Origin of the sequence: Caballeronia sp. LjRoot31, assembly GCF_964253885.1 — a bacterium.
Taxonomy (GTDB): Bacteria; Pseudomonadota; Gammaproteobacteria; order Burkholderiales; family Burkholderiaceae; genus Caballeronia.
Genome location: NZ_CAXURX020000001.1, coordinates 903155 through 928098 on the forward strand (window position 1 = coordinate 903155; position 24944 = coordinate 928098).

The 24944-nt window shown below is 60.1% G+C and carries 25 protein-coding genes and 1 other RNA gene; 14 read left to right on the forward strand and 12 right to left on the reverse strand.

Annotated features, from left to right (window positions below; genetic code table 11):
- Nucleotides 1–5: 5 nt before the first annotated feature.
- Nucleotides 6–947 carry a CysB family HTH-type transcriptional regulator gene (locus ACSQ8V_RS03810; RefSeq protein WP_213762452.1) on the reverse strand — a complete coding sequence of 314 codons (942 nt, stop codon included), beginning with the start codon at nucleotides 945–947 and terminating at the stop codon, nucleotides 6–8.
- Nucleotides 948–1167: 220 nt separating this feature from the next.
- On the opposite strand from ACSQ8V_RS03810, the gene ACSQ8V_RS03815 reads away from it, so the two are divergent.
- The 6 genes from ACSQ8V_RS03815 (at nucleotide 1168) to cobA (ending at nucleotide 7295) form a co-directional block, all read left to right on the forward strand.
- Nucleotides 1168–2847, forward strand: a complete 1680-nt coding sequence (locus ACSQ8V_RS03815; protein WP_436204939.1) for a nitrite/sulfite reductase — start codon at nucleotides 1168–1170, stop codon at nucleotides 2845–2847.
- A gap of 19 nt (nucleotides 2848–2866) precedes the next feature.
- Nucleotides 2867–3406, forward strand: a complete 540-nt coding sequence (locus tag ACSQ8V_RS03820; RefSeq protein WP_436204940.1) for a DUF934 domain-containing protein — start codon at nucleotides 2867–2869, stop codon at nucleotides 3404–3406.
- The gene (locus ACSQ8V_RS03825; RefSeq protein WP_436204941.1) at nucleotides 3403–4134 is read left to right on the forward strand and encodes a phosphoadenylyl-sulfate reductase; all 732 of its coding nucleotides are present in this window, start codon (nucleotides 3403–3405) and stop codon (nucleotides 4132–4134) included. The genes ACSQ8V_RS03820 and ACSQ8V_RS03825 overlap by 4 nt, the downstream gene beginning before the upstream one ends.
- 67 nt (nucleotides 4135–4201) lie before the next feature.
- Nucleotides 4202–5164: a sulfate adenylyltransferase subunit CysD gene (gene cysD / locus ACSQ8V_RS03830; RefSeq protein ID WP_436204942.1), complete on the forward strand. Its 963-nt coding sequence runs from the start codon at nucleotides 4202–4204 to the stop codon at nucleotides 5162–5164.
- Between the two features lie 31 nt (nucleotides 5165–5195).
- On the forward strand, nucleotides 5196–6521 hold the full coding sequence (locus ACSQ8V_RS03835) for a sulfate adenylyltransferase subunit 1 (RefSeq protein ID WP_436206584.1): 1326 nt from the start codon (nucleotides 5196–5198) through the stop codon (nucleotides 6519–6521).
- Between the two features lie 9 nt (nucleotides 6522–6530).
- Nucleotides 6531–7295: a uroporphyrinogen-III C-methyltransferase gene (gene cobA / locus ACSQ8V_RS03840; protein ID WP_436204943.1), complete on the forward strand. Its 765-nt coding sequence runs from the start codon at nucleotides 6531–6533 to the stop codon at nucleotides 7293–7295.
- Between the two features lie 179 nt (nucleotides 7296–7474).
- On the opposite strand, the gene ACSQ8V_RS03845 is transcribed toward cobA, so the two are convergent.
- The 5 genes from ACSQ8V_RS03845 to lptF all read right to left on the reverse strand — a co-directional run bounded on the left by ACSQ8V_RS03845 (nucleotide 7475) and on the right by lptF (nucleotide 12122).
- The gene (locus ACSQ8V_RS03845) at nucleotides 7475–8779 is read right to left on the reverse strand and encodes a type II toxin-antitoxin system HipA family toxin (protein WP_213762457.1); all 1305 of its coding nucleotides are present in this window, start codon (nucleotides 8777–8779) and stop codon (nucleotides 7475–7477) included.
- Entirely contained in the window at nucleotides 8769–9110 is a 342-nt protein-coding gene (locus ACSQ8V_RS03850) for a helix-turn-helix domain-containing protein (RefSeq protein WP_213762458.1), read from the reverse strand. Before ACSQ8V_RS03850 ends, ACSQ8V_RS03845 begins: the two co-directional genes overlap by 11 nt.
- Nucleotides 9111–9449: 339 nt before the next feature.
- On the reverse strand, nucleotides 9450–9818 hold the full coding sequence (locus ACSQ8V_RS03855) for a sirohydrochlorin chelatase (RefSeq protein ID WP_436204944.1): 369 nt from the start codon (nucleotides 9816–9818) through the stop codon (nucleotides 9450–9452).
- Between the two features lie 53 nt (nucleotides 9819–9871).
- Nucleotides 9872–11020, reverse strand: a complete 1149-nt coding sequence (lptG, locus tag ACSQ8V_RS03860; protein ID WP_213762460.1) for an LPS export ABC transporter permease LptG — start codon at nucleotides 11018–11020, stop codon at nucleotides 9872–9874.
- A gap of 4 nt (nucleotides 11021–11024) precedes the next feature.
- Complete coding sequence (gene lptF, locus ACSQ8V_RS03865; RefSeq protein ID WP_436180947.1) at nucleotides 11025–12122, reverse strand: LPS export ABC transporter permease LptF; 1098 nt, start codon at nucleotides 12120–12122, stop codon at nucleotides 11025–11027.
- Between the two features lie 228 nt (nucleotides 12123–12350).
- Here lptF and ACSQ8V_RS03870 point away from each other — a divergent pair, with 228 nt between their 5' ends.
- The 3 genes from ACSQ8V_RS03870 (at nucleotide 12351) to ACSQ8V_RS03880 (ending at nucleotide 14871) form a co-directional block, all read left to right on the forward strand.
- Nucleotides 12351–13862 (forward strand): leucyl aminopeptidase, encoded by a 1512-nt coding sequence (locus ACSQ8V_RS03870; protein WP_213762462.1) that lies wholly within the window; start codon nucleotides 12351–12353, stop codon nucleotides 13860–13862.
- 37 nt (nucleotides 13863–13899) lie between these two features.
- On the forward strand, nucleotides 13900–14325 hold the full coding sequence (locus tag ACSQ8V_RS03875; protein WP_213762463.1) for a DNA polymerase III subunit chi: 426 nt from the start codon (nucleotides 13900–13902) through the stop codon (nucleotides 14323–14325).
- A gap of 132 nt (nucleotides 14326–14457) precedes the next feature.
- On the forward strand, nucleotides 14458–14871 hold the full coding sequence (locus tag ACSQ8V_RS03880) for a DUF2486 family protein (protein ID WP_436180950.1): 414 nt from the start codon (nucleotides 14458–14460) through the stop codon (nucleotides 14869–14871).
- 146 nt (nucleotides 14872–15017) lie between these two features.
- Here the strand turns inward: ACSQ8V_RS03880 and ilvD are convergent, their stop codons facing one another.
- Nucleotides 15018–16691 carry a dihydroxy-acid dehydratase gene (ilvD, locus tag ACSQ8V_RS03885; protein ID WP_436180951.1) on the reverse strand — a complete coding sequence of 558 codons (1674 nt, stop codon included), beginning with the start codon at nucleotides 16689–16691 and terminating at the stop codon, nucleotides 15018–15020.
- 166 nt (nucleotides 16692–16857) lie between these two features.
- Between ilvD and ACSQ8V_RS03890 the strand changes: the two genes are divergently transcribed.
- Complete coding sequence (locus tag ACSQ8V_RS03890) at nucleotides 16858–17745, forward strand: LysR family transcriptional regulator (RefSeq protein WP_436206585.1); 888 nt, start codon at nucleotides 16858–16860, stop codon at nucleotides 17743–17745.
- A 21-nt stretch (nucleotides 17746–17766) separates the two neighbouring features.
- Nucleotides 17767–18672, forward strand: coding sequence for a prolipoprotein diacylglyceryl transferase (gene lgt / locus ACSQ8V_RS03895; RefSeq protein ID WP_213762467.1), 906 nt, complete (start codon nucleotides 17767–17769; stop codon nucleotides 18670–18672).
- Between the two features lie 86 nt (nucleotides 18673–18758).
- Here lgt and ACSQ8V_RS03900 read toward each other — a convergent pair whose 3' ends face one another.
- The 5 genes from ACSQ8V_RS03900 to ACSQ8V_RS03920 form a co-directional block, all read right to left on the reverse strand.
- Nucleotides 18759–19484: an SIMPL domain-containing protein gene (locus tag ACSQ8V_RS03900; protein ID WP_213762468.1), complete on the reverse strand. Its 726-nt coding sequence runs from the start codon at nucleotides 19482–19484 to the stop codon at nucleotides 18759–18761.
- 84 nt (nucleotides 19485–19568) lie between these two features.
- Nucleotides 19569–20027 carry an EVE domain-containing protein gene (locus ACSQ8V_RS03905; RefSeq protein WP_213762469.1) on the reverse strand — a complete coding sequence of 153 codons (459 nt, stop codon included), beginning with the start codon at nucleotides 20025–20027 and terminating at the stop codon, nucleotides 19569–19571.
- A 161-nt stretch (nucleotides 20028–20188) separates the two neighbouring features.
- Nucleotides 20189–20370, reverse strand: a non-coding RNA gene (gene ssrS, locus ACSQ8V_RS03910) — 6S RNA.
- Nucleotides 20371–20599: 229 nt separating this feature from the next.
- Nucleotides 20600–20914, reverse strand: coding sequence for a cell division protein ZapA (locus ACSQ8V_RS03915; protein ID WP_213762470.1), 315 nt, complete (start codon nucleotides 20912–20914; stop codon nucleotides 20600–20602).
- Entirely contained in the window at nucleotides 20911–21294 is a 384-nt protein-coding gene (locus ACSQ8V_RS03920; RefSeq protein ID WP_213762471.1) for an ATPase, read from the reverse strand. Before ACSQ8V_RS03920 ends, ACSQ8V_RS03915 begins: the two co-directional genes overlap by 4 nt.
- Nucleotides 21295–22093: 799 nt before the next feature.
- Between ACSQ8V_RS03920 and ACSQ8V_RS03925 the strand changes: the two genes are divergently transcribed.
- From ACSQ8V_RS03925 to cobT, 3 genes are read left to right on the forward strand one after another with little or no spacing between them, the layout of a single operon-like run.
- Nucleotides 22094–23086, forward strand: coding sequence for a FecCD family ABC transporter permease (locus ACSQ8V_RS03925; RefSeq protein WP_213762643.1), 993 nt, complete (start codon nucleotides 22094–22096; stop codon nucleotides 23084–23086).
- Entirely contained in the window at nucleotides 23083–23880 is a 798-nt protein-coding gene (locus tag ACSQ8V_RS03930) for an ABC transporter ATP-binding protein (protein ID WP_436204945.1), read from the forward strand. The genes ACSQ8V_RS03925 and ACSQ8V_RS03930 overlap by 4 nt, the downstream gene beginning before the upstream one ends.
- A gap of 8 nt (nucleotides 23881–23888) precedes the next feature.
- Nucleotides 23889–24938 (forward strand): nicotinate-nucleotide--dimethylbenzimidazole phosphoribosyltransferase, encoded by a 1050-nt coding sequence (cobT, locus tag ACSQ8V_RS03935; protein ID WP_436204946.1) that lies wholly within the window; start codon nucleotides 23889–23891, stop codon nucleotides 24936–24938.
- Nucleotides 24939–24944: the final 6 nt, after the last annotated feature.

Consider the following 24944-nt stretch of genomic DNA (forward strand, 5'->3'; position numbering starts at 1 on the left):
GTCAATCAAAGCTCGTAGGTTTCGTGCTCGCCGGACAGCGCCTGCTCGATCAGCTTGCGGTTCATCGAAGGCGAGAGCAGTTCGACCAGCGTGTACACATAGCTGCGTAAATACGCGCCTTGTTTCAAAGCGAGCCGCGTGACATTCGTGCCGAACAGATGGCCGACGGGCATTGCGCGAAGGTGTTTGTCGCGTTCGGGGTTAAACGCGATATCCGCGAGAATGCCCACGCCCAAGCCCAGTTCGACGTAGGTCTTGATCACATCGGAATCAATGGCTTCCAGCACGATATCGGGCGACAGATTGCGCAATGCGAACGCCTGGTTGATCTTCGAGCGGCCGGCGAACGCGTTGTCGTAGGTAATGATCGGGTATTGCGCGAGGTCGTCGAGTGTCAGCAGCTTGCGTTCGAGCAGCGGATGGTCCGGCATCATCACGGCCACGTGGTGCCACTGAAAACACGGCAGCGACACCAGTTCCTTATAGTTGGCGAGCGCTTCCGTGGCGATGGCGATATCCGCCTGATCATGTATGACCATTTCGGCGACCTGCGTCGGGTTGCCTTGCAGAATCGAAAGATGCACCTTCGGAAAGCGCTTCTTGAACTCCGCGATGGCGTTCGGCAGCGAATACCGCGCCTGCGTATGCGTGGCCGCGATCACCAGATTGCCTTGATCCTGTGCCGCGTAATCTTTACCGACGCGCTTCAGGCTTTCCACTTCCTGCAAGATTTTTTCCACCGATGCCAGGATAATTCGCCCTGGCTCCGTCAGCGAACGAACCCGTTTGCCGTGACGCGTGAAGATCTCGACCCCGAGTTCATCCTCCAGCTCGATGATCGCTTTCGATACCCCCGGCTGCGACGTGAACAGCGCTTTAGCGGCTTCGGTGAGGTTGTAGTTCTGCCGGACGGCTTCGCGCACGAAGCGGAACTGGTGCAGATTCATATATAACCCATCCGCATATCAAAGTAATTTATCAGTCGTTTGCAATATATAGGAAGTTTATTACCATCGAGCCAATTTTTCCAATATCGATATCTGTATTTGTCATAAGCAAATGAACGCATCGTCCGAACGGCGTTCCAGGCAATGACTCTACTTATAGAGACGTGCGGCGTGGCTAGGACGCCGTACTGACGGAACTACTGAAAACTGGGGCCCCCGAATGTATCAATACGATCAGATCGACCAGAAAATCGTCGACGAACGCGTCGCTCAATACAGCGACCAAGTGCGCCGCCGTTTGTCCGGCGAGTTGAGCGAAGAAGAATTCCGGCCGCTGCGTCTGCAGAACGGCCTGTACATGCAGCGGCACGCGTACATGCACCGTATCGCGATTCCGTACGGCAACTTGCGCAGCGACCAGATGCGCATGCTCGGCACGATCGCGCGTGAACACGACCGCGGCTATGGCCACTTTTCGACGCGGACCAACATCCAGTTCAACTGGATCCAGCTCGAAGAAACGCCGGAAATCTTGCGCAAACTGGCGTCGGTGCAAATGCACGGCATTCAAACGTCAGGCAATTGCATCCGCAATATCACCGCCGATCAATTCGCAGGCGTCGCGCCCGATGAAATCGTCGATCCGCGTCCGTGGGCCGAAATCCTGCGCCAATGGTCGACTTTCCACCCTGAGTTCGCGTGGCTGCCGCGCAAGTTCAAGATCGCGGTCAATGGCTCGGTGGAAGATCGCGCAGCCGTGCAAGTGCATGATCTGGGCGTCTACTTGAAGAAGAACGCTGCGGGCGAAGTGGTGGCGAGCATCCTCGCGGGCGGCGGCTTGGGTCGTACGCCTATCGTCGGCGCGATCATCAAGGAAGACCTGCCCTGGCAGCATCTGCTGACGTATTGCGAAGCCGTGTTGCGTGTGTATAACCGCTACGGCCGTCGCGACAATATATATAAGGCGCGGATCAAGATTCTCGTGAAGGCGCTGAGCCCCGCGAAATTCGCGCAGCAAGTGGAGGAAGAGTGGGCGCATTTGAAGGACGGTCCTTCCACGCTCACGCAAGAAGAACTCACGCGCGTGTCGCAGTTCTTCGCACCGCCCGCGTATGAAAAGCTGCCGGATACGGATGTGTCGTATGAAAAGCATCTCATCGACAGCAAGCCGTTCGCGCGCTGGATCGAGCGCAACGTGCGGCCGCACAAGGTGGCGGGTTATGCGTCGGTGACGTTGTCGCTGAAGCCGACCGGCATTGCGCCGGGCGATGCAACGGACAAGCAGATGGAAGCCGTCGCCGATCTCGCCGATGAATTCTCGTTCGGCGAAATCCGCGTCTCGCATGAGCAGAATCTGATCTTGGCAAACGTGAAGAAGCGGGACCTGTACGCGGTGTGGGAACGCGCGAAAGCGCTGGGTTTCGCGACATCGAATATTGGTTTGCTGACCGACATCATTGCGTGCCCGGGCGGCGATTTCTGCTCGCTCGCGAACGCCAAGTCGATCCCGATCGCGCAAGCGATTCAAGAACGTTTCAGCGATCTCGACTACGTGTACGACCTCGGTGACCTGACGCTCAACATCTCGGGTTGTATCAACGCGTGCGGTCATCATCACATTGGCAACATCGGTGTGCTCGGTGTCGATAAAGACGGCTCGGAGTGGTATCAGGTCACGCTCGGCGGCGAGCAAAGCTCGGGCGCAACGGGCGCGCATCTTGGCCGCGTGATCGGCCCGTCGTTTTCGGCGGAAGAGATGCCCGAGGTCGTGTCGCAAGTGATCGATACGTTCGTTGAGAATCGCATTGAAGGCGAGCGTTTCATCGAGACGTATGGCCGTATCGGCATCGCGCCGTTCAAGGAACGCGTGTACGCGTCGCGCCAGCCGGCGCATGCTTGAAACGCTAAGGAATAAGCACATGGCTTTGATAATCAAGAACCGCGAAGTGGTTGAAGACGACTGGAACGTGGTGCGTGCGGCTGAAGATGGCACGTTGCCCGCAGTCGATGCATTGTTGCTGGGTAAGGTAATTGTGCCGTTCACGTGGTGGAAAGAGCACAAGAACGCGTTGACCGCGGCGCACAAGAAAGAACCGATCGGCGTGTGGCTCGCCCCCGACGATGAACCCGCGGAACTGGTCGAAGACTTCGACAAGATCGCGCTGATCGCCATCGATTTCCCCAAGTTCAGCGATGGTCGTGGTTTCAGCATCGGCCGCTTGCTGCGCGAGCGTTATCACTGGACCGGCGAGTTGCGGGCTATCGGCGACGTGTTGCGGGATCAGTTGCGCTTCCACGCACGTTGCGGTTTCGACGCCTTCGCCGTTCGCGCCGATAAAGACATTCACGACGCATTGAACGCGTTCGGTGAATTGAGCATCCCGTACCAGAGCGCTGTGGACAATCCGGAACCGCTGTTCCGTCGTCGTGGCAAAGCTGCCGCCGGAGCGTCTGCATGAATGCCGAACTGCAAGCCAAAGTCGGTCGTCTTGATGCGCTGCTCGATTCCATCGCGCAACGTCATGCGAACGTCAAGCTAGCCAGCAGTCTCGCCGCCGAAGACATGTTGCTCACGCACGCCATTCTTTCGCGCGGCGTAAAGATCGGCATTTTCTCGCTGAACACCGGTCGTCTGCATGCTGAAACGCTGGGCATGATTGATCGCGTGAAAGAGCGGTATGGATACGACATTGAACAGTTTTATCCGCTGCCGGAAGCGGTTGAAGCGTATGTGCGTGACCACGGTTTGAACGCCTTCTACGAGAGCGTCGATTTGCGTAAAAGCTGTTGCGGCATTCGTAAGGTCGAGCCGTTGAATCGCGCGCTGAAGGACGTGAGCGCGTGGGTCACGGGACAGCGGCGCGAGCAATCGGTAACACGCGTAGAGTTGCATGAAGAAGAGCACGACGCGCCGCGTGGTATCGCGAAGTTCAATCCGCTCGCGGACTGGACCGAAGCCGATGTCTGGGCCTATTTGAAAGCCTTCGATGTCCCCGTCAACCCGCTGCATGCGCGCGGTTATCCGAGCATTGGCTGTGAGCCATGCACGCGCGCTATCCGTCCGGGCGAAGATAGCCGGGCAGGACGCTGGTGGTGGGAATCGCGGGACACGAAGGAATGCGGCTTGCACGTGACGAATATAAGGATCGTGGAAGACCGCAGCGCAGCGCCAACCTCGGCGCTCTGAACGCATTGATATTGACGCACGACGCCACAAGTTTGGTGTCATGCAAAGCAACCAAGGAACGACGCATATGAGCAGCACGCTCGATTCAACAGTCAACGCTCCCATCGCGAATAGCGGGACCCGGATGGATCACCTCGACTGGCTCGAAGCCGAGTCCATTCACATCCTGCGCGAACTCGTGGCCGAGTGCAGCAAGCCCGCGTTGCTGTTCTCCGGCGGCAAGGATTCGGTCGTCGTGCTGCATCTTGCGTTGAAGGCATTTGGCCTGGGCTCGGGTCGCAAGACCGTGCTGCCGTTCCCGCTGGTTCATATCGATACCGGTCATAACTTTAGCGAAGTCATCGACTTCCGCGATCGTCGCGCCGCTGAAATTGGTGCGGAACTCGTGGTCGGTCATGTCGAAGATTCAATCAAGAAAGGTACCGTGCGTCTGCGTCGCGAAACGGATTCGCGTAACGCTGCGCAAGCGGTGACGTTGCTCGAAACCATCGAGGAATACGGTTATACGGCGTTGATCGGTGGCGCGCGTCGCGATGAAGAAAAGGCCCGCGCGAAAGAGCGCATCTTCTCTTTCCGCGATGAATTCGGCCAGTGGGACCCGAAAGCGCAACGCCCGGAATTGTGGAGCATCTACAACGCGCGTTTGCATAACGGCGAGCACTTGCGCGTGTTCCCCATTTCGAACTGGACCGAACTGGATATCTGGCAATACATCGGGCGCGAGAAGCTTGAATTGCCGTCCATCTACTACGCGCACGATCGCGAAATTATTCGCCGCAATGGCTTGCTCGTGCCGCTGACGCCGATCACGCCGCTGCTGGAAGGCGAAGTGTCCGAAGTCGCGCAAGTGCGTTTCCGTACCGTTGGTGACATCAGTTGCACGTGCCCCGTTGCCAGCGATGCCGACGACGTCGAGAAGATCATCGCGGAAACGGCCGTGACGGAAATCACGGAACGCGGCGCCACGCGCATGGACGATCAAGCGTCCGAAGCCGCGATGGAAACCCGCAAGAAACAAGGTTATTTCTAAGCATCACGCCGCAAACAAGGAACAGGGAAACATCATGAGTATTCATCAACCCGAAGACCTCGGCGTGTTGCGTTTCATCACGGCAGGCAGCGTAGACGACGGCAAGAGCACGCTGATCGGCCGCCTGCTGTTCGACAGCAAAGCGGTGTTGTCGGATCAGTTGTCGGCGTTGTCGCGGGCGAAGAACAAGCGCACCGTTGGTGACGAAATCGATCTGTCGCTGCTGACTGATGGTCTTGAAGCCGAGCGTGAGCAGGGCATTACGATCGACGTCGCGTATCGTTATTTCGCGACGGCGAAGCGCAAGTTCATCATCGCCGATACCCCCGGCCATGAGCAGTACACGCGCAACATGGTGACGGGCGCATCGACCGCGCATGCCGCGATCATTCTGGTGGATGCCACGCGCGTGACATTGCAGGATGGCGTAGCGCAACTGCTGCCGCAGACAGTGCGCCATAGCGCGATCGTCAAATTGCTTGGGCTGCAGCATGTGATCGTCGCGATCAACAAGATGGATTTGGTCGAGTTCAGTGAGACGCGTTTCAACGAGATCCGCGACGCGTACGTTGAACTCGCACGCCGGCTTGGAATTGCCGATGTGCGCTTCGTGCCGGTGTCGGCTCTCAAGGGTGACAACATCGTGACCGCGAGCGAGCGCATGCCGTGGTATGCGGGCGAACCGCTGCTCGATCTGCTTGAAGCGCTGCCGGTTACGCAGCCTGTGGATCAAGCGCTGCGTTTCCCGGTGCAATGGGTCGCACGGCAGGACGGCAGTCAGGCCGACGATTTCCGCGGTTACATGGGCCGGGTGGAATCGGGCGAAGTGAAACTGGGCGACACCATTACCGTGTTGCCCGCCAATCGCGATGCAACCGTTGCCGAGATCATCGCGCCGGTTCCGGGCGGCGTGGCGCAAGTGGATCGCGCGTTCGCGGGCCAGACGGTGACCATTCGCCTGGCGGAAGATGTCGACGTCTCGCGTGGCGATACGTTCGTGCCGCGCAACACGAGCGGCGCCAAGATCGAGCCGGCGAAGAAGCTGGACGCTGACCTCTGCTGGTTCGACGAAGAGCCGCTTTCACCGCAACGCAAGTACTTGCTGAAGCAGACCACGAATACGGTGTTCGCGCGGATTGGTGCAATCAAGGAAGTGCTCGACGTGCATACGCTGCTGCATTCGGTGGACCGCCATAACCTGACGATGAACGACATCGGCCGCGTGGCGCTGACGCTTCAAAAGCCGATCGTCTGCGATGCTTACGACACGCATCAGGGCACGGGTGCGTTTGTTCTTATCGATGAAGCGACGCATCACACGGTTGCGGCCGGGATGATTCGCTCGTATTCAGCCTGAGAATCGACTATGGGTAAGGTGTATTTGATCGGAGCGGGGCCGGGTGCTGCGGACCTGATTACGGTTCGGGGCGCCCGGTTGTTGAGCCAGGCGCAAGTCGTTCTGCACGACGCGTTGATCGAGCCGGCCATGCTCGACTACGCGCCGGACGCGCGCAAGATTGCGGTCGGGAAACGTTGCGGACAGCGTTCGACGGCGCAGCATTTCATCAACAAGCAGATCGTCGATGCCGCCCGCGAACACGAGATCGTCGTGCGCCTGAAGGGTGGCGACCCCATGTTGTTCGGCCGCGCCGACGAAGAAATGCGCGCGCTCGAAGCCGCGGGTATTGAGTACGAAGTGGTGCCGGGGATCACGGCCGCGCTGGCGAGCGCCGCGACGTTGAAGCGTTCGCTGACCTTGCGCGGGGTATCGCGTAGCGTTGCTCTGGCGACGTACAGCCGTGCCCCTGACAGCGATGAAATTCGCGAGCAGGCAAGCGCGGATTCGCTTGTGTTCTACATGGGTCGCGACAGCGCGCCGGAGATTGCGCAGCAACTGATCGATGCAGGACGGCCGGCGTCGACGCCGGTTGCTATTGTCGAGGCTTGCAGTACGCCGCGTGAACGTTCGCTTACGCTGACGCTGGGCGAAATGGCGATTGGCGACGCGCGGGATTGGCTCGATGCATCGCAGCCGAGTTTGCTGATGATCGGTGAGGCGTTTGCGGAGCGGTCGGTTATGGTAGTACCGGTCCAAAGCGTGGAAGCGGCATTACAACAGGCTGCTGCTTGATTGAGGCCGCAGGCGACGCGGCGAAACCGCGCTGCCCTGGCGAGCTTTAGACCGCTTGTGATTCGTCGTCTGAAAAGCCCCGTGGGTCACTGACCCACGGGGCTTTTTTCACCTGCGCCGGTTTCCTGATGCCTGCGCAATTGCGTGCTTCAACGACCCGTTTCGCGAGCGTTGAAGCACTACGCTTTCTCCACTTCACGCAGCCCAATGGCCTGCGGCTTGCGGAATGCAGAGGAGATTTTGTTGCACTCGGTTCGGGGAACACCGAACTCCTCGAAATAAGTCCGCCACTCTCTCACAACAGCCGACAAACGCTGGATGATTTCAACGGCTGCGTGTTTGAGCAGACCGAATCGGCCCGCCGCGGAGAGGGCATTGTCGAGCGTCGCCAGCCGGCCCATTGCCGGACCTACGCCCAGTACGAGGAAACGCTCGGAGCCGACCTGCGGCTTCGGCACGACGTCGTAAAGGTCGCTCAGGCGCCAGCCCTTGTTTGCTCCGTCCCACACGAACGCATGATTGCGAAGATGGTCATCGTCATTCGTCACGAGAATGTTGAACACCATTCGCTTGAACAACTCGATCTTGTCGGCCGCGACAAAGCCCGTGGCGCCGCGTTCACCGAGCAGGTCCGCCAGGTCCGTGTAATTAGCCGATGCGGTATCGCTTTCATGCATCTTGAGCATGGTCAGCGCGCTCACGACGTGGCGTTTGCCGAACGTACCGCCGGGCAACGGCACGCGGTCAAATCGTTCGATCAGCATGACATCGCGCCCGTCGGCCAAGTGAATGGGCCTGGTTGCGGGAACGCGCATACCGCACTCGCGGGCGAGTTCAAGCGTTGCACGCTCCACGACGGGAACGTTGAAACCGTCCCGGGCGACAGGAAATTTGGCGACCCATTGCCGGCCATCGTCCAGCAGCACGGCTTTGGGCCGCGCGCCGCCGAAAGTTGCGCCAACGCTAAAGAGTAACTGCAGCTTTTTCGGAACCGGCTTGCCGTCCTGGATCATGGCTGCAGCGTCGAGCAGATAAGAAAGCTCTTTTGCATCCGGCAACTTGCCGGGTTCTGCAGGTGCGGTGGGGGAGTCCCTGAAATCCAGCGCGCCAGTCCGGTGGGGGCCGGCATGAGCCAGATATTCAGTCTCGGGCAAACCGTCGGGCGCCGCCCTCAACATATTCTCAATCACGCGCCGTCCCCAGGAATCCGGAGCCGCGTCACGGATTGCGCCAAACAGCGCCAGTCCTGCGGGGGGCTGAAATACCGTTTCCTTGGACTTCTTCGCCTCGCTCAGAGGCATGCTGACCGGGTCCACGGCAGCGGCGTTCGCACGCTGTAAGTACTTGTTGCCGTAGACGAAGGTCGACCCGACGGGCTTGATACCTTCTTCGAGTAGTTCGAGCTTACCGGCAGGGACCGCCTCGGCCGCTCCTTCGAGGGCGATGAAGACGTATTTGCTCCAGGTTGTTGTATTAAAAATCATACTCGCCTGTCTTGGAAGCGGTCTTGCGTGGACGCACGCGAGATTCCGTCTTGCGCCGCGCTTCGCCGACCACGTCGTTTTGCGGATTCGCGAGCGGCTGGAGCAATCCGAGGAGGCCGGCACGTTCGAACGCGTGCAGCCACGACGAGAAACTGACCGAAACATCGCCATTTTCTATGCGTATCAGGGTACTCGGGCTGATGTTGGCTCGTTCGGAAAAATCCTTCCGGGTCATGTTGCGTGCGATCCGGGCGGCGGCGACCGCGCGTCCAAGTCCCGTGGCCTGAAGCCCAAGTTCTGGCGAAGAAAAATCCTTGTTGTTGCGCTTCATTTTGTCGTATCTGACATATAAACCCACTTAATTGGTCAGTATAGACAAAATCCTAAGATCGTCAATATTTCTATATGGAAAAATGGTCATATCTGAACAAATAAGTGGCTTAATTGATCAGATATGACCATTTTTGGCTGATTAGAACGCGTTTGTTTGATGATCTGGCCCGCACCGGGTGTCCGTTGAAGCTGGCTCCGGCCCTCTTCGGCGCGCAGGCACAATGGCGTCGGCCAGGAAAATCCTTCGGACAGAACAATGCCCCGGAAGTCCATGACTCGCGGGGCATTATGGAAAACGGTCGTGCTTTCGCCAGCACGCTAGTGAGGGGCGATAAACCTACTCAATCTGCCGAACGCAATATTGTGCGACCGCATCCAGCACCGAGTCGTCTTCACCCACCGCTGTTGCGCATTGGATGGTCAGCAATGGAAACATCGCGCGGCATCGATCGAGCAACTCAGGCAGGTCGCGCCGTATATGACCGCCTTGACCGAAGAACACGGGCACGACGGTGAGCGCGTCACACCCATCCACCGCCAGGCGTTCGACAGCCGTAGGTAAATCGGGGGTCATCAGTTCAAGAAACGCCAGCGATACCGGCGCGCTGCGCATTGCGCGCAGCTTCGTGGCGAGCCGTTCGAAAGGCTCGGCCCAGCGTGGATCGCGTGCGCCGTGACCGAACAGGATCATGCCGTGCTTGCTCATCGCGTTCTCCCTCGTCTCAAAGCGCTGACGCCTGAAGCCCTAATGCTTGAAGCCTAATGCCGGTCCACCCACCGCAACCCGATCAAGCCGACGATCAGGTACGCCAGCGCCGGCGCTGCGGCCGTCAATGGCGCGGGCCAGGTGTTCAGCGTACCAATGTGTGAAAACAGCGTGTTGACCAGCTGGAAGCTCATGCCGATCATGATGCCGCCGAACACCTTCACACCGACCACGCCGGCGCGCGTATGCAGGTACGCAAACGGCAGGGACAGCACCAGCATCACCAGCACCGCGAGCGGATACAAGATCTTGCGCCAGAACGCGATCTGATACCGCTGCGTGTCCTGATGATTTTCCGTCAAATGCTGGATGTATCTGAACAGGTTGAACATCGACATCCGGTCTGGCGACACCAGCAGCACCGACAAAATCTGCGGCGTGAGTTCAGAGCGCAGCGAATACTCGGGCAGGGTGATCTGTTTCGCGCGATACACGGGATTAAGCGCGTCGCCGGGATTCACGGTTTGTGGCGGCGCGTCGATGAGTTCGGTGTCCGTTACGTCGGTGAGCTTCCAGTGGCCCGGCGGCTGGAACACGCCACTTTTAGCGATGCGCACGTTCGTCAGCCGGAACAACGAATCGAATTCGTAGATGCGCACGTTCGCAATGGTCGTATCCGGATTCAGCGTGCCCACGTTTACAAAGCGCGTGACCTGTTCGCCGTCCGCGCGCGCGGTCAGCGTGTCTTTCACCCAGACGCCTGATTCGAAGTTCATCGACACCGACGAGCCCAGCGCTTCGAGCCGTACTTTCTCGGAGAGCTGGTCCGAGTAGGGGCCGACCACTTCGCCGATCACATACGTGAGCAGGACCATTGGTATGCCGATCTTGAGCAGCGAGCGCAGCGCCTTGCCGGTGGACAATCCGGATACGCGGAAGATGGTGAACTCGGACGCGGCGGCCATTTGCGCGAACACGTAGATGGCCGCAATCAGCGCGGCAACCGGAATGATTTCGTAGAAGCGCGAGGGCGTCTGCAAGCCCACTCGCAGCACGGCGAGCCCAAACTTGTAGTTGCCGTGGCCGACCGTGTTCAGCTCGTTGATCAAGTCGAAGAAGAAGAACAGGCCTGAGAACGCGAACAGGATGAAGATGAACGCGAGATAAATCTGACGCGCGAAATACCGTTCGTAAATGCGCATTGCGTCAGGCCCCTTTCGAGCGGGTAAACGCCGACAGCTTGAAGAGCGGCCGATTGCGTATGCGCAACCAGAAGATGAACCCGACCATGACCGAGACGATTATGTGCAGTCCCACCAGCCCGACAACAAACGACACCCGGCCTTGCTCGATCCACGACTGCACCACGTTCAGCAGGTTGGAATACGTCAGATAGATCAGTACTGCCATCACGAGATTGATTGTTCGACTGCGTCGGGGGTTTTGGTAGGAGAGCGGAATGGCGAGCAGCATCAGGTTGATCGCGATCAGCGGCAGACCCGCGCGCCACGCGATTTCGGCAAGGTTGTCGCGGGTGGGATTGGCCAGCAGCTCGTTCGTATACATGCCGGTCGTGGTAGGCGTGTTCACGAATTGCTGGCTTTGAATTTTCACGCCGTAGCGCTCGAACTCCATGATCCGGAAGTTCGGCTGCCCCGGAATGCCGTCGTAGCGCCGGCCGTTTTCCAGCACCACGAAACGATCGCCATTGGCGTGCGTTTCGGTATGGCCGTTCTTCGATACCACCACGTTGACCTTGCCGCCTTCCGTACTCGTCACGAACACGTTCTGCACGTGCCCCTGATCCGGCGACATCTTCTCGATGAAAAACACGCGGTGGCTGGTTTGCGATTCACGGAACTGACCCGGTGCGAGCAGCGAGACTTCGTCGCGTTGCTGGAACCGTGCCTTGATGAGCTTGCTTTGCAAATTCGACCAGGGCCAGACCACGAACGCGAAAAATACGATGGCCAGGATGATGGGCGTGGAGAAGAGCGCGATTGGTTTGATCAGCGCCGTCTGACTGACGCCTGACGCGAGCCACACGACCATCTCCGAGTCGCGATACCAGCGCGTCAGCACGAAGAGGATGGACACGAACAGGGTCACGATCATGATCACGGCGAGATAGCCGATGACGGTAAGGCCGATCAGCACGACGACGTCGCGCGGATCGACTTGTCCCGATGCGGCAAAGCCGACGATGCGGATCATCATCGTGGTCAGCATGATCGTGAGCAGCACCATGAATACGGCGCCAGCCGTATACGCGAGTTCACGCTGAAGGGAGCGTTCGAAGATCATTGATTGTCAGGTGGAAACCGGCGGCGACCAGGCGGTTGGATTATGTGCGGGCCGCGCTTGGACCACGTTTGGACCACACGCCATGACAAACGTGCCGGATGAACGAGTCGACCGAGTCATGAGCGAGACATTCAATCCGGGTATCGCTGCCCGCGACCGCCTCGGAAAAAATAGCGGATAATTGCGGCTTTCTTCCTTCAGCCCAGATTTTATCCGAGGATAAGCGCGATGGACTTTAGCATAAAAGCCTGTGATTGGAGCAAAGGCTCGGCAAATGGTTTCCTTAACGGAAAGGCCGATGTAGTAGTGCTCGGAGTGTTCGAAGCGCAGACGTTGACGGGCGCAGCCCGCGAGATGGATTTGGTGACCAAGGGGCTGCTTACGCGCACGGTGAAAGCTGGTGACATGAGCGGCAAGGCCGGTTCCACGTTGATGCTGACCGAAGTGACGGGGATTGGGGCGTCACGGATTTTGCTGGTCGGCCTCGGCAAGCAGGACGCTTTCAATCAGAAGGCTTACACGGAAGCCGCGCGCGCCGCATGGCGGGCGCTGCTCGCCACGAAGATCGCGAACGTGGCGTTCACGCTCGCCCAACTGCCGGTGCCCGAGCGCACCAGCGACTGGGGCGTGCGCTGCGCCATCCTCGCGCTGCGCGAGTTGACCTACAAGTTCACGCAGATGAAAAGCAAGCCGGAAAACGGCGATCGCGCGTTGAAGAAAGTGGTGTTCAGCATCGATGCCGCCGACGAAAAGGCCGCGAAGCTCGCGTTGAAACACGCCACGGCACTCGCCAACGGCATGGACCTGACGCGCGATCTCGGCAACTTGCCGCCGAACGTCTGCACGCCCACCTATCTCGGCCATACCGCGAAAAAGCTGGGCAAGGAATTCAAGCTGAAGGTGGAAGTGCTCGGCCAGAAGCAGATCGAAGCGCTGGGCATGGGTTCGTTCCTGTCGATCGCGAAAGGCTCGGTTGAACCGCCCGCGTTCATCGTGATGCATCACCAGGGCGCGGGCGCGAAGGCCGCGCCGGTTGTGCTGGTCGGCAAGGGCATCACGTTCGACACCGGCGGCATCTCCATCAAGCCCGGCGAAGGCATGGACGAGATGAAGTACGACATGCTCGGCGCCGGTTCGGTGTTCGGCACCATGCGCGCGATTGCCGAAATGGGGCTGAAGCTCAACGTGATCGGTGTGGTTCCGACCTGCGAGAACATGCCGGCCGGCAACGCGGTGAAGCCGGGTGACATTGTCACGTCCATGTCCGGCACGACTATCGAAGTGTTGAATACGGACGCGGAAGGCCGCCTGATTCTCTGCGACGCGCTAACCTACGTGGAACGCTTCAAACCCGCGGCAGTCATCGATATCGCCACGCTCACGGGCGCGTGCGTGGTGGCGCTTGGCCATCACAACACCGCTTTGTTCTCGAAGGACGACGCGCTGGCGGGCGAGTTGCTGGACGCGTCGAAGGAAGCCATCGATCCGACCTGGCGCATGCCGCTCGACGACGAATACCAGGACCTGCTGAAGTCGAATTTCGCCGATGTCGCGAACATTGGCGGACGGCCGGGCGGCGCGATTACCGCGGCGTGTTTCCTGTCGCGTTTCGCGCAGAACTATCCTTGGGCTCACCTCGACATCGCGGGTACGGCGTGGAAAAGCGGCGCGGCAAAGGGCGCAACCGGTCGTCCGGTGCCCTTGCTCACGCAGTTCCTGGTCGATCGCGCGGGCCAATGAGCGTGGTTGAACCAAGCGTGAGCGGGGAGGCACAGCCATGACGCGTATCGATTTCCATTCGAATGTGGGGGATTCGATCGCGTACGCCTGCCGCCTCGTGCGCAAGGCTTACCTGAGCGGTCAGCCGTTGATCGTGCTGGCCGAACCCGAGCGGTTGAAGCGGTTCGACGAGCAATTGTGGACCTTCAAGCCGCTCGAGTTCGTGCCGCATTGCATGGCGGACAGCGCGCTGGCGGGGCAAACGCCGGTGTTGCTGACTGCGTCGCTGGAATCGCTGGGGCAGGATCTGCAGCAGCAGATCCTGCTGAACCTCGGCGCAACCGTACCGCCGCAGTTCGCGCGGTTTGAACGCCTGCTGGAAGTGGTCGGCAACGAGGAGCAGGAACTCGTGGCTGGGCGCGACCGGTATCGTTTCTATCGCGATCGGGGCTATGTGCTCAACAATTACAAGCAGGGCGGCTGAGCGTCTTACCCAATCGCTGCGTGCGCTGGCCGCGCGGTATGATCGCGAAAACGCGCGCCGTTACCGTTGTTAGCCCGCACCCGGCCTGCCATCAGGTTTCAACAGCCTGCCATCAAGAGACGGAGTCCACTCGTGCCCATCACCACCGCGCCCGATACGGCTGAAACACCCGAAAACTTCGATTCCTCCATTCCCGTGCTGACCGATGTCATCGTGCCGGGCCGGCCGGACCGTGCCCGTGTTGCACCGCGTGCGCCGGAGCCGGTGTTATCGCCGGCGGCTGTGCCATCGCACGAGGAGCTTGCACACGGCGCGGATCGTGACGCCGATGTGATCGCAGACAGGCTGCGCGGGCGCTTCACGCACTTTTTGACTGGCGATGGCCGGGCGTTGATCGAGGAACGCTGCAGGGAATCGTTGCAGGAGCATTCCACGTGGCTAGTCAGCCAGATTACGCGGGAGGTTGCGTTGGCGCTGGAAACCGAGTTGACGCAATGGGTGCGCGAGGCGGTGGCCGACGAACTGGAACGGCGAGGGCGCAAGTAAGAAGGGGATTTCGGGGCAATTCCGGCTGCCGGAGCCGAGCCCGACCCAGCGCAGCGGCAATCCGGCATTAAATTCCCCGCCTACGCCGGCAGAACCTGAAACGGTCCGCCGGCGCGAGCGAAAAACAGCGAGCAATTACCCCGCGATCAACCCGTTACCGCGCCTTTGTTTGCCGGCAACGCGAGCGCAGCATACTTGGCCAGCACGCCACGCGTATAACGCGGCGCAGGCTGCGTCCACTCTCCGCGACGGCGCTCGATCTCGGCATCGTCCACGTTCAGTTGCAACAGCAGTTTGTGAGCGTCGATGGTGATCGAATCGCCTTCCTTGATGAACGCGATCGTGCCGCCCGCATAGGCTTCCGGGGCAACGTGACCCACCACCATGCCCCATGTGCCGCCGGAGAAGCGTCCATCGGTAATCAGGCCCACCGATTCACCCAGCCCCTGGCCGATGATCGCCGAAGTAGGCGCCAGCATTTCCGGCATGCCCGGACCGCCCTTCGGGCCGAGATAACGCAACACCACAATATCTCCCGCCTTGATCTGACCCGCGACAATCGCGGTCATCGCGCTTTGTTCGTCCTCGAACACGCGTGCCGGGCCGGTGATGACCGGGTTCTTCAGGCCGGTGATCTTCGCCACGGCGCCGTCCGGCGCCAGGTTGCCCTTCAGGATGGCCAAATGGCCTTCGTCGTAGAGCGCCTTGTTGATCGGGAAAATCACGTCCTGATCAGCACGCGGCTTTGACGGCACGTCCTTCAGTTCTTCCGCGATAGTCTTGCCCGTGATCGTGATGCAATCGCCGTGCAGCATGCCCGCGTCGAGCAGGATCTTCAGCACTTGCGGAATCCCGCCGGCCTTGTGCAGATCGGTCGCCACGTACTGACCCGACGGCTTCAGGTTGCAGATCACCGGCACTTTCTTGCGCATGCGCTCGAAGTCGTCGATGCTCCATTCCACTTCCGCCGCATGGGCGATAGCCAGGTAGTGCAGCACCGCGTTGGTCGAGCCGCCGGTCGCCATGATCAGCGCAACCGCATTTTCAATCGATTTCTTCGTGATGATGTCGCGCGGCTTGAGATCGGCCTTGACCGCTTCGACCAGCACGCGTGCCGATTCCGCCGCGGACGTGACCTTTTCTTCGTCGGGGTTGGCCATGGTCGATGAATACATCAGCGACATGCCGAGCGCCTCGAACGACGAGCTCATGGTGTTGGCCGTGTACATGCCGCCGCACGAACCGCTCGACGGGCAGGCGTTTTTCTCGATGCCGTCGAAATCTTCCTTCGACATCCGCCCGGCCGAGAATTCGCCCACCGCTTCGAACGACGACACAATGGTCAAATCCTTGCCCTTCCAGTTGCCCGGACGGATCGTGCCGCCATACACGTAGATACCCGGTACGTTCATGCGGGCGAGGCCGATCATGCCGCCGGGCATGTTCTTGTCGCAGCCGCCGATTACAACCACGCCGTCCATCCACTGGCCTTGCACGGCCGTTTCAATACAGTCCGCGATCACTTCGCGTGACACGAGCGAGTACTTCATGCCTTCGGTGCCCATCGACATGCCGTCCGAGATGGTTGGCGTGCCGAAGGTCTGCGGATTGGCGTCCGATTTACGAATCGATTCGACGGCGGCGTCCGCCAGCTTTTGCAGGCCGGAATTGCACGGCGTGATGGTGGAATGACCATTGGCGATGCCGATCATCGGCTTGTCGAAATCTTCGTCCTTGTAGCCGAGGGCGTAATACATCGAGCGATTCGGGGAACGCGCGATGCCTTGCGTGATGTTTTTCGAGCGGCGATTGAAGGCCATGTGGGGGCTCCTTGAGGATTTTATTGTCTGGTCGCGAAAGGATGAAGCTTGTACGAACGCGTGTCCAATATATTATTCAGGGTCTACTAGGTCGTGGAACATATCAGTGGAAACGCGGAACATTGAACTCAGATTGTTGCGATATTTTGTGACGGTTGCCGAGGAAATGCACTTCGGACGGGCCGCAGGGCGCCTCGCGATGACGCAGCCGCCGTTGTCGCAGGCTATCCGGGCGCTGGAGGAGATGCTGGGCGTCGCGTTGTTCGTACGTACGAAGCGTTCAGTCGAGCTGACGCCCGTGGGCAAGGATCTGCTGCCCGAAGTGCGACGGCTGCTCGCCGGCGCGGATGCGTTAAGACCGCTCGCGCAATCGCTCGCGCGGGGCGAGGCGGGGGTTTTATCGCTTGCGTTCGTTTCCACCGCCGATTACGGGCTCCTGCCGCTCTTGCTGCGCGATTTTGGCGCCCGTTACCCTGGCGTCCGGCTGCAACTCGTGGAAGCCACCAGCGACGTTCAGGTGGAAGAGCTGGTGGCCGGCCGCATCGACGCCGGGCTCGTCATTCCCCCGCTGCCGCCACGCCACGCCGTCGCGCTGTCGTATTTGCCGATCGCCCGCGAGCCGTTGGTCATCGCCATGTCCAGCGACGCCGCGGCTGCGCTCGGGCTGGGCGCCGAAGAATGGTCGGAGACGCCTGTGAGCCTTCACCAACTCGCCGATGCCCCACTCGTCGTCTTTCCACGGCGTCTCGCGCCCGGATTCTATGACATCATTATGGGTTGCTACGGCGCGGCTGGCCTGATGCCGCGGGTCGGGCAGGAAGCCATCCAGATGCAGACCATCGTCAGTCTTGTGTCGGCTGGCATGGGCGTCGCGCTCGTGCCGCAGTCGCTGCGTCATCTGCGCAGGACCGGAGTGGTGTATCGTCCGTTGCTCGAATCGGGGCCGGTGGTTGAGACCGGACTCGTGTGGCGCGCAGCGGAAGTCAGCCCGGTGCTCGCCGGTTTTATCGATATAGTGCGCGCTCATGCGGCTACCGTGCCTGCGTTGCCGTGACCCCAACACGTAAATAGAAACATGCTCATTCACCCCAATTTCGATCCCATCGCGCTTCATCTCGGTCCGCTCGCTGTGCGCTGGTACGGCCTCATGTATCTGCTGGCGTTTATCCAGTGCATCGTCATCGGGCGCTTGCGGCTGCGCTTGCCGTACGTCTCGGCGCAAGGATGGACGACGAAGGATATCGACGACATCCTGTTCTACGGGGTGCTCGGCACCATCCTGGGCGGCAGGCTTGGCTATGTCGTGTTCTACAAATCGAGTTTCTACTTCGCGAATCCGCTCGATATCTTCAAGGTGTGGGAAGGCGGCATGTCGTTCCACGGCGGCATGATCGGCGTGATTCTCGCGATGGTCCTGTTCGCGTGGCAAAGAAACCGGACCTGGCTGCAAGTCACCGATTTCGTCGCGCCGCTGGTCCCGCTCGGGCTGGCGGCCGGTCGCTTCGGCAACTTCATCAATGGCGAGTTGTGGGGCCGCGTGACCAATCCGAACGCGCCATGGGCCATGCTGTTCCAGAACGCATCTCCCGATGACGCCATCTGGCTGCGCACCCATCCGCAACAGGCCGCGCAGTGGCATTTGAATGAGATCTTCGAGCGTTACCAGATGCTGCCGCGGCATCCGTCGCAGTTGTACGAGATCGCGCTGGAAGGGTTCGCATTGTTTATCGTGATGTGGCTGATGTCGCGCAAGCAGCGGCCGGTGGGCGGGATTTCGGCGGTGTTCCTGATTGGTTATGGCCTCGCGCGCTTCACGGTTGAGTTCGCGCGTGAACCTGATGATTATCTGGGCCTGCTGGCCATGAACCTGTCGATGGGCCAATGGCTTTCACTGCCCATGATCATTGGCGGAATTGGACTGCTTGTCTGGTCGTATCGACGTGGGCGCGCAGTGCCGTCGGAGTCCGCGAAACTCTCTTGAACGAGAGATCAGCCTTTGCAAATGCCATGAAAAAGCCTCGCGCGCAGCGAGGCTTTTTTATATATAGCGAGACTTGAACTGAGCGTCTAGCGGTTCATCTGTACCGAACCCGACACGTTCACGGTCACCGTCGACGTGCCCCCTTCCAGCGCCATGGGTGCCGACATCTTTGCATCCGCGCTCATGTTGCGCGCGGCCATCATCATGACCGGACGCGGCGACGACCCGTTATGGCCGATGTTCACCTCGCGGATCGCATAACCGCTATAGCCGAATGCCTGGGCCGAACTCTGTGCCTGCTGCTTGAACGAAGCAATGGCCTGCGTCGAGAGTCTCTGTTCCGCGGCGCGCTGCGCTTCCGGCGAGAGCGAGAACGTCACACTGCCCACTTGCATTGAATCGCTCATCTTGCCCGCCAGCTTGGACGCAGCGGCGAAGTCCTTCGACTCCAGCACGACTTCCGTGCGGCCGCGCCATGCGGAAATACGGCCATCGCGATCGGTGGACGGATAGACGGTGAACGAACCACTGTGCGCGGTGACGTTATCGACACCCTTGGCCTGGCGCAGCGCGGCGTCCGCGCGTTGATTGAGCACCGACGTCAACGAGGCCGGGTCTTGCGCTTCCTGCTCATAGAACAGGGTGATGTCGACCACGTCCTGCGGCACGTCAGCACTGGCCTGTGCTGCGAGCGACAACACGCCCGACGGCTGGGCCTGAACGACGCTTTGCGCAAACGCGCTCTGTGCCATGGCAGCGCCTGCAAGCAGCACAGCGGCTGCCAGTGTGGAAGTGGTGTTTTTCTTTGTCATCGTGTAACTCCATAAGCATGAGTGCGCGTCATGTGACGCGAAGCTTAGGCGCTTCTCATGCTCGCGAAGTTCCCTTCAACGAGGTTACAAAAGGTGTTCGGTGATAAAGCGCCATTGCGTTTCGGTAACCGGTGTGATCGACAGCCGATTGCCTCGGGCGAGCACTTGCATATCGGCAAGCTCTGCGTGATCGCGTAGCGTGGCGAGGGGGATAAGCGGCGTCTTCTTCACGAAGTGGACGTCGACGAGCAACCAGCGCGGCTTTTCCTGCGATGACTTGGGATCGTAGTAGTGGCTGGAGGAATCGAATTGAGTGGGATCGGGATAAGCGGCCGACGACACCTTCGCAATGCCTGCGATTCCCGGCTGCGGACAGCTTGAGTGATAGAACAGCACACCGTCGCCAACCTGCATGCCGTCGCGCATGAAGTTGCGTGCCTGGTAATTACGCACGCCGGTCCAGGGCAGGGTTTTTTTGGGAGCGTGAGCGAGATGGTCGATGCTCGCTTCGTTTGGTTCCGACTTCATCAGCCAGTAGCGCATGAATGTCTTCCATGGAGAAAGGTGCCGTGCAAAGAAGCATGCACGATGCAGGATTCACGATGCAAAAGAAAACGGCGCCGGAGAAGCTCCAGCGCCGTTAGTCCATTCAGTCAACTCAACCGCTTACTAGCACGCGCATAAAAACACGCATGCTGTTGAAAAGGGTCCCCGCCCAAGCCGCTAGGCCGGCATCCTGAACCTGGGTTCAAGATTGGTCGCAGTAAGCAGCACTTTGGGCTCATCAGACAGAGTGACGCGCTCGCCAGTGCTACAAGGTCCCACAACCGTGCACAATGGCATTGGTTCAAGGAATATATGACCTTGGCAAACCAGGCAGGGAGCAGTCACTTTACACCAATCGACGAGACGATGCAGCAATGATCCAGGAAAACTTTATGGTGACCGATGAATTCGTTAAATGCCTGAAGACGTAGCGGTTGACGCAGAATCGTGCCAGCATTCCGGCAACAAAATAACATCCGGATATTAGCTCGTACGTCAAGCACTTAAAGCAAATTCCAGCCACTACACACTTACCGCTACCGTATCTATTGCAGCAACTACCTCAGCAACTACTGCGCTTCGTATTGTGAAATCACGACGCCCAGTTGCTCGTTCATTTGATGCATGGTGCGGCGAATTTCTTCGGCCGGGAACGCCTCGCCGTGACGCACGCTGTTTTGCAGCTTGAGCAATTCTGACGCCAGTGACAACGCCGCCATCACCGCGATCCGATCCGTGCCGCGCACGCTGCTTGCGTTTCGCACTTTCGACATTTCCGCATCTACGCGCGCGACCGCTTCGCGCAACGCGCCTTCGGTTTCCGGCGAACATGCGAGCCGATACGGCGCGCCGAGAATGGATACCTCGATCTGTTTCGTCGTCATGCCTTTTCTCCGTGATGGTGTGATTCTTCATGCAACGCACCGTGCGCCGAGTCGGCGGTATCCGGTTCGATGCCGCCATCGGGAGGCAAGAGGGCAAGCTGGTTATCCGGCTCCGGTGCAGCTTTCGCACGCGGCAATTTTTCGAGAATCGCGTTGAGGCGAATCTGCGCGTCGTCGATCTTGGCCGACAGCGAGTCGCGTTCCGCCACCAGTGCGTCGCGTTCTTCGCGCATGGCCGCAAGTTCGCCCTGCGTGTTGGCATAGTCGGCGCGCAACTGTTCGAGTTGCTGGGCCAACGCGTGGTGAGCTTGATGATGGCGTTCGCTGATCTTGATCAGCCGGCCGATATTCTGTGACAGTGATTCGAGTTCGTTGAGCATGTGCTGCGTCCTCTTAAGACCTCGCATTTTAGCGCGCTTCTCCGGCGCTTCAGAAATTTGGTTCGTTTCCAGACGTAACAGCATTCGGTCTTCAAAGCATGGGCACGGCCCTTTATTTGTAAGGGGAAACGTTTTATATCGATTCATTTTCCCATTCATTCAGGCGTGCGAGCGTTCTTCGGAATATCGCGCGGGAGCCTTTAAAACAGGGGTAAATCGAATAATCGAACCACGTTGTGGACGGTCAATATGCCCGCATGGTCCTGCTTTCTTGACGGGCCATTGTGCCGATCTTAAACTCCCGCCACCCTGGTGCTCATGCGTGCGCTGCCAGCGCGCAGTTAAACGGGAAGCAGGGAGCAGAGTCAGCCCGGACGACTCACTCTGCGCTGCCCCCGCAACGGTAAGCGACTCGAACCCAAGTTGCAAGCCGGTCCTGGCGCGTTGCCCCGCCCATTTCACCACTCGAAAAATGGCGTCCGGCAGCACGCGGTTGGCCACTGCGCGTCCGCGCACGGGAAGGTCGCCCGATGGGTCGACAGCCCGGATACCAGCTTTGGGGGAACGCAACGGCGGCGATCATCCGCCGTGCTTCAAGCTTCGACGATCTGTACTATCCGTTCAGCGGCAATCCGTTGGTCGCCCAAAGCTTGCCGTTCCGTGGGGCGGCGCGCTTATCGATAACCTCGGCAACCTCTTCAACAAGGACCATCAGCTTGCGCACTCGTACAGCACGCCGCACGCCGCGTCGCGGCGCCTCGATCATGCCCGGCCGACTGCCGCAGTGAACACCAAGCGCATGAACGCCCAGCGCGCTTTCATGGTCTGGACCGGGCTCGGCCTGGCCGCGCTCGCTGTGTTCGTGGCGTCGCTGGCGCTGGGGAGTATCGCCGTGTCGCCGCTGCGGGTGATGCAGGCGCTCGTGTCCCGGTCGACTGACGTGATCGATGAAATCGTGCTCAGCCTGCGCCTGCCGCGCGCGCTCGGTGGTTTTGCGGCGGGTGCTCTGCTTGGCATGGCCGGTGCATTGCTGCAGGTCTTGCTGCGCAATCCTTTGGCCGAACCGTATGTGCTTGGCGTATCGGGTGGCGCGGCTGCGTTCGCGCTCGCCGCGATGTTGTTCTCCCTGTCGTGGTGGAGCGTCGACGTTGCCGCGTTCACGGGCGCATTCTTATCGATACTGCTTGTGCTCGGCCTCGCCCGGCGCGAGTTGTGGCGTGGGGAACCGCAGGACACGTCGCCGAGATTGCTGCTCACCGGCGCAGTGATCGCGGCGGGGTGGGGCGCGTTGATCACGCTCATGCTCGCGGTCGCCCCCGAGAATCGCTTGCGCGGCATGGTGTTCTGGCTGACCGGCGACCTGAACGGCGTCGCGATGCCATGGACCGCTTTAATCGCGCTGGTGATCGCGTTGATCGCTATCGTACCGGTCGCGCCCCAGCTCAACATACTGCTGCGCGGCGACGTAGCGGCCGAGGCGCTTGGCGTGCGCGTCGTGCAGTTGAGAGTGCGCGTGTATCTCGTTGCGTCGCTGGCGGCAGCCGCTGCCGTGACGACGGCCGGGACCATCGGGTTTATCGGGCTCGTGGTGCCGCATGTGCTGCGGCTCGCGTTCGGCAACGATCAGCGCATGCTGCTGCCTGCATCGGCGCTGGCCGGCGGACTGGCGGTGATGGGAGCGGACCTGATCGCGCGCACGGTGATCGCGCCGGCGCAGTTGCCGGTGGGTGTCATCACCGCGCTGATCGGCGTGCCGGTATTCTTGTGGATGCTCCTCAGGCGCGCGCCATGAACGGACTTCAGATCACTCATCTCACGTTGCGCGCGGGTACTCGTGCAGCAACTCGCGTGTTGGTCGCGGACCTCACGCAGACCTTCGCGCCCGGCGAAATCTGGTGCATCGCCGGTCCGAATGGTGCGGGCAAGACGACCTTGATTGCAGCGATGGCGGGGGTATCGAAGACGGCATCGAATGCGATTTCACTCGATGGAAAAGCGTTGAGCGCCTGGGGCACTATTGAGTTGGCCCGCCGCCGCGCGTTGATGCCACAAGCCACGCACGATGCGTTCAGCGCGACCGTACTGGACACCGTCATGCTCAACCGCTTTCCGCATCTCACTGGCTGGGGCTGGGAAAGCGACGCGGACCGCGCGGCTGCGCACGCGGCACTGGATAGGCTCGGCCTTGCCGAATTCGCTTCACGCGATGTCCTGTCGTTGTCCGGCGGTGAACGTCAACGTGTGGCGCTGGCCGCGACCTTGTGCCAGGACGCGCCGCTATTGTTGCTCGATGAACCGCTGGCGCATCTCGACGTGCATCATCAGATCGATTGCCTCGAAGCGCTGAGCGGCTGGGTCGGATCGAAACAACGCAGCGTGATTTTCTCGTGTCACGATCTGAACCTTGCCCGGCGTTTCGCCACGCACGCTTTACTGCTCGACGGCGCGGGCCACACGCATGCCGGCCGCGTTCGCGATGTCCTCACGCCCGAGCGTGCCGGCGCGGCGTTCGGTTATCCGCTTACCCTGATCCAGCAGGATGGTCACGAGGCGCTCGTGCCCGTGATGCGTTCAACCTCTCCGTGAACAACACTATGAACGACATACTTCCCCGTCCTGAACCGCTCGCTCGATCGATGGCGGCCGAGTTGCAACATGTGATCGATACGAAGACAAAACCGCCCGGCAGTCTCGGGCGGCTCGAATCACTCGGGCTTCAGATCGGGCTGATTCAACGGACTTTGCGGCCACGTATCGAGCGGCCGGCGATCATTGTTTTTGCCGGCGATCACGGCATTGCGGCCGAAGGCGTGAGTCCGTTTCCGCAGGAAGTCACCGTACAGATGGTCGCGAATTTCATCGCGGGCGGGGCGGCGATCAATGCGTTGTCGAAGGCGGCGGGCATGACGCTCGAAGTGGTGGACGCGGGTGTGGCGAGTGCATCGCCGGCAGCGCCAGGGTTCGTCGATGCAGCGATCCGGCGCGGCGGTACGCGTAACTTCGCGAACGAACCGGCGATGACGCGCGATGAAGTTCTGCAAGCCATCGAACGTGGGGCTGCGCGCGTGCGTTTTCACGCGGCGCTCGGGACCAACGTGATCGGCTTTGGCGAGATGGGGATAGCGAATACATCGGCGGCGGCATGCCTGATGAGCCGGATCTGCAGCGTTGAAATTGATGCGTGCGTCGGACGCGGCACGGGTCTGGACGACGCCGGCTTGATTCACAAGCGCGACGTGCTTGCCGCGGCTTTAAAAAAACACGCGGCATCCACCGATCCGATCGAGACACTGGCCACTTTCGGCGGCTTTGAAATCGCGATGATCGTAGGCGCTTTCCTCGCGGCGGCTGAAGCGCGCATGACGATTCTAGTCGATGGTTTTATCGTTACGTCGGCGTTGCTTGTGGCTCACGCGCTTAATCCGGCGGTCCTTGATTACTGCGTGTTCGCGCATGCATCGGATGAAACGGGGCACCGGCGCATGCTGGAGTATCTCAACGCGGCGCCATTGCTGCAGCTTGGATTGCGTCTGGGCGAAGGCACCGGCGCCGCGCTTGCGTTGCCGCTGTTGCGCGCGGCGGTGGCGTTCATCAATGAAATGGCGAGCTTCGAATCGGCCGGCGTGTCCGACAAGGCCGTGTGATCCCGT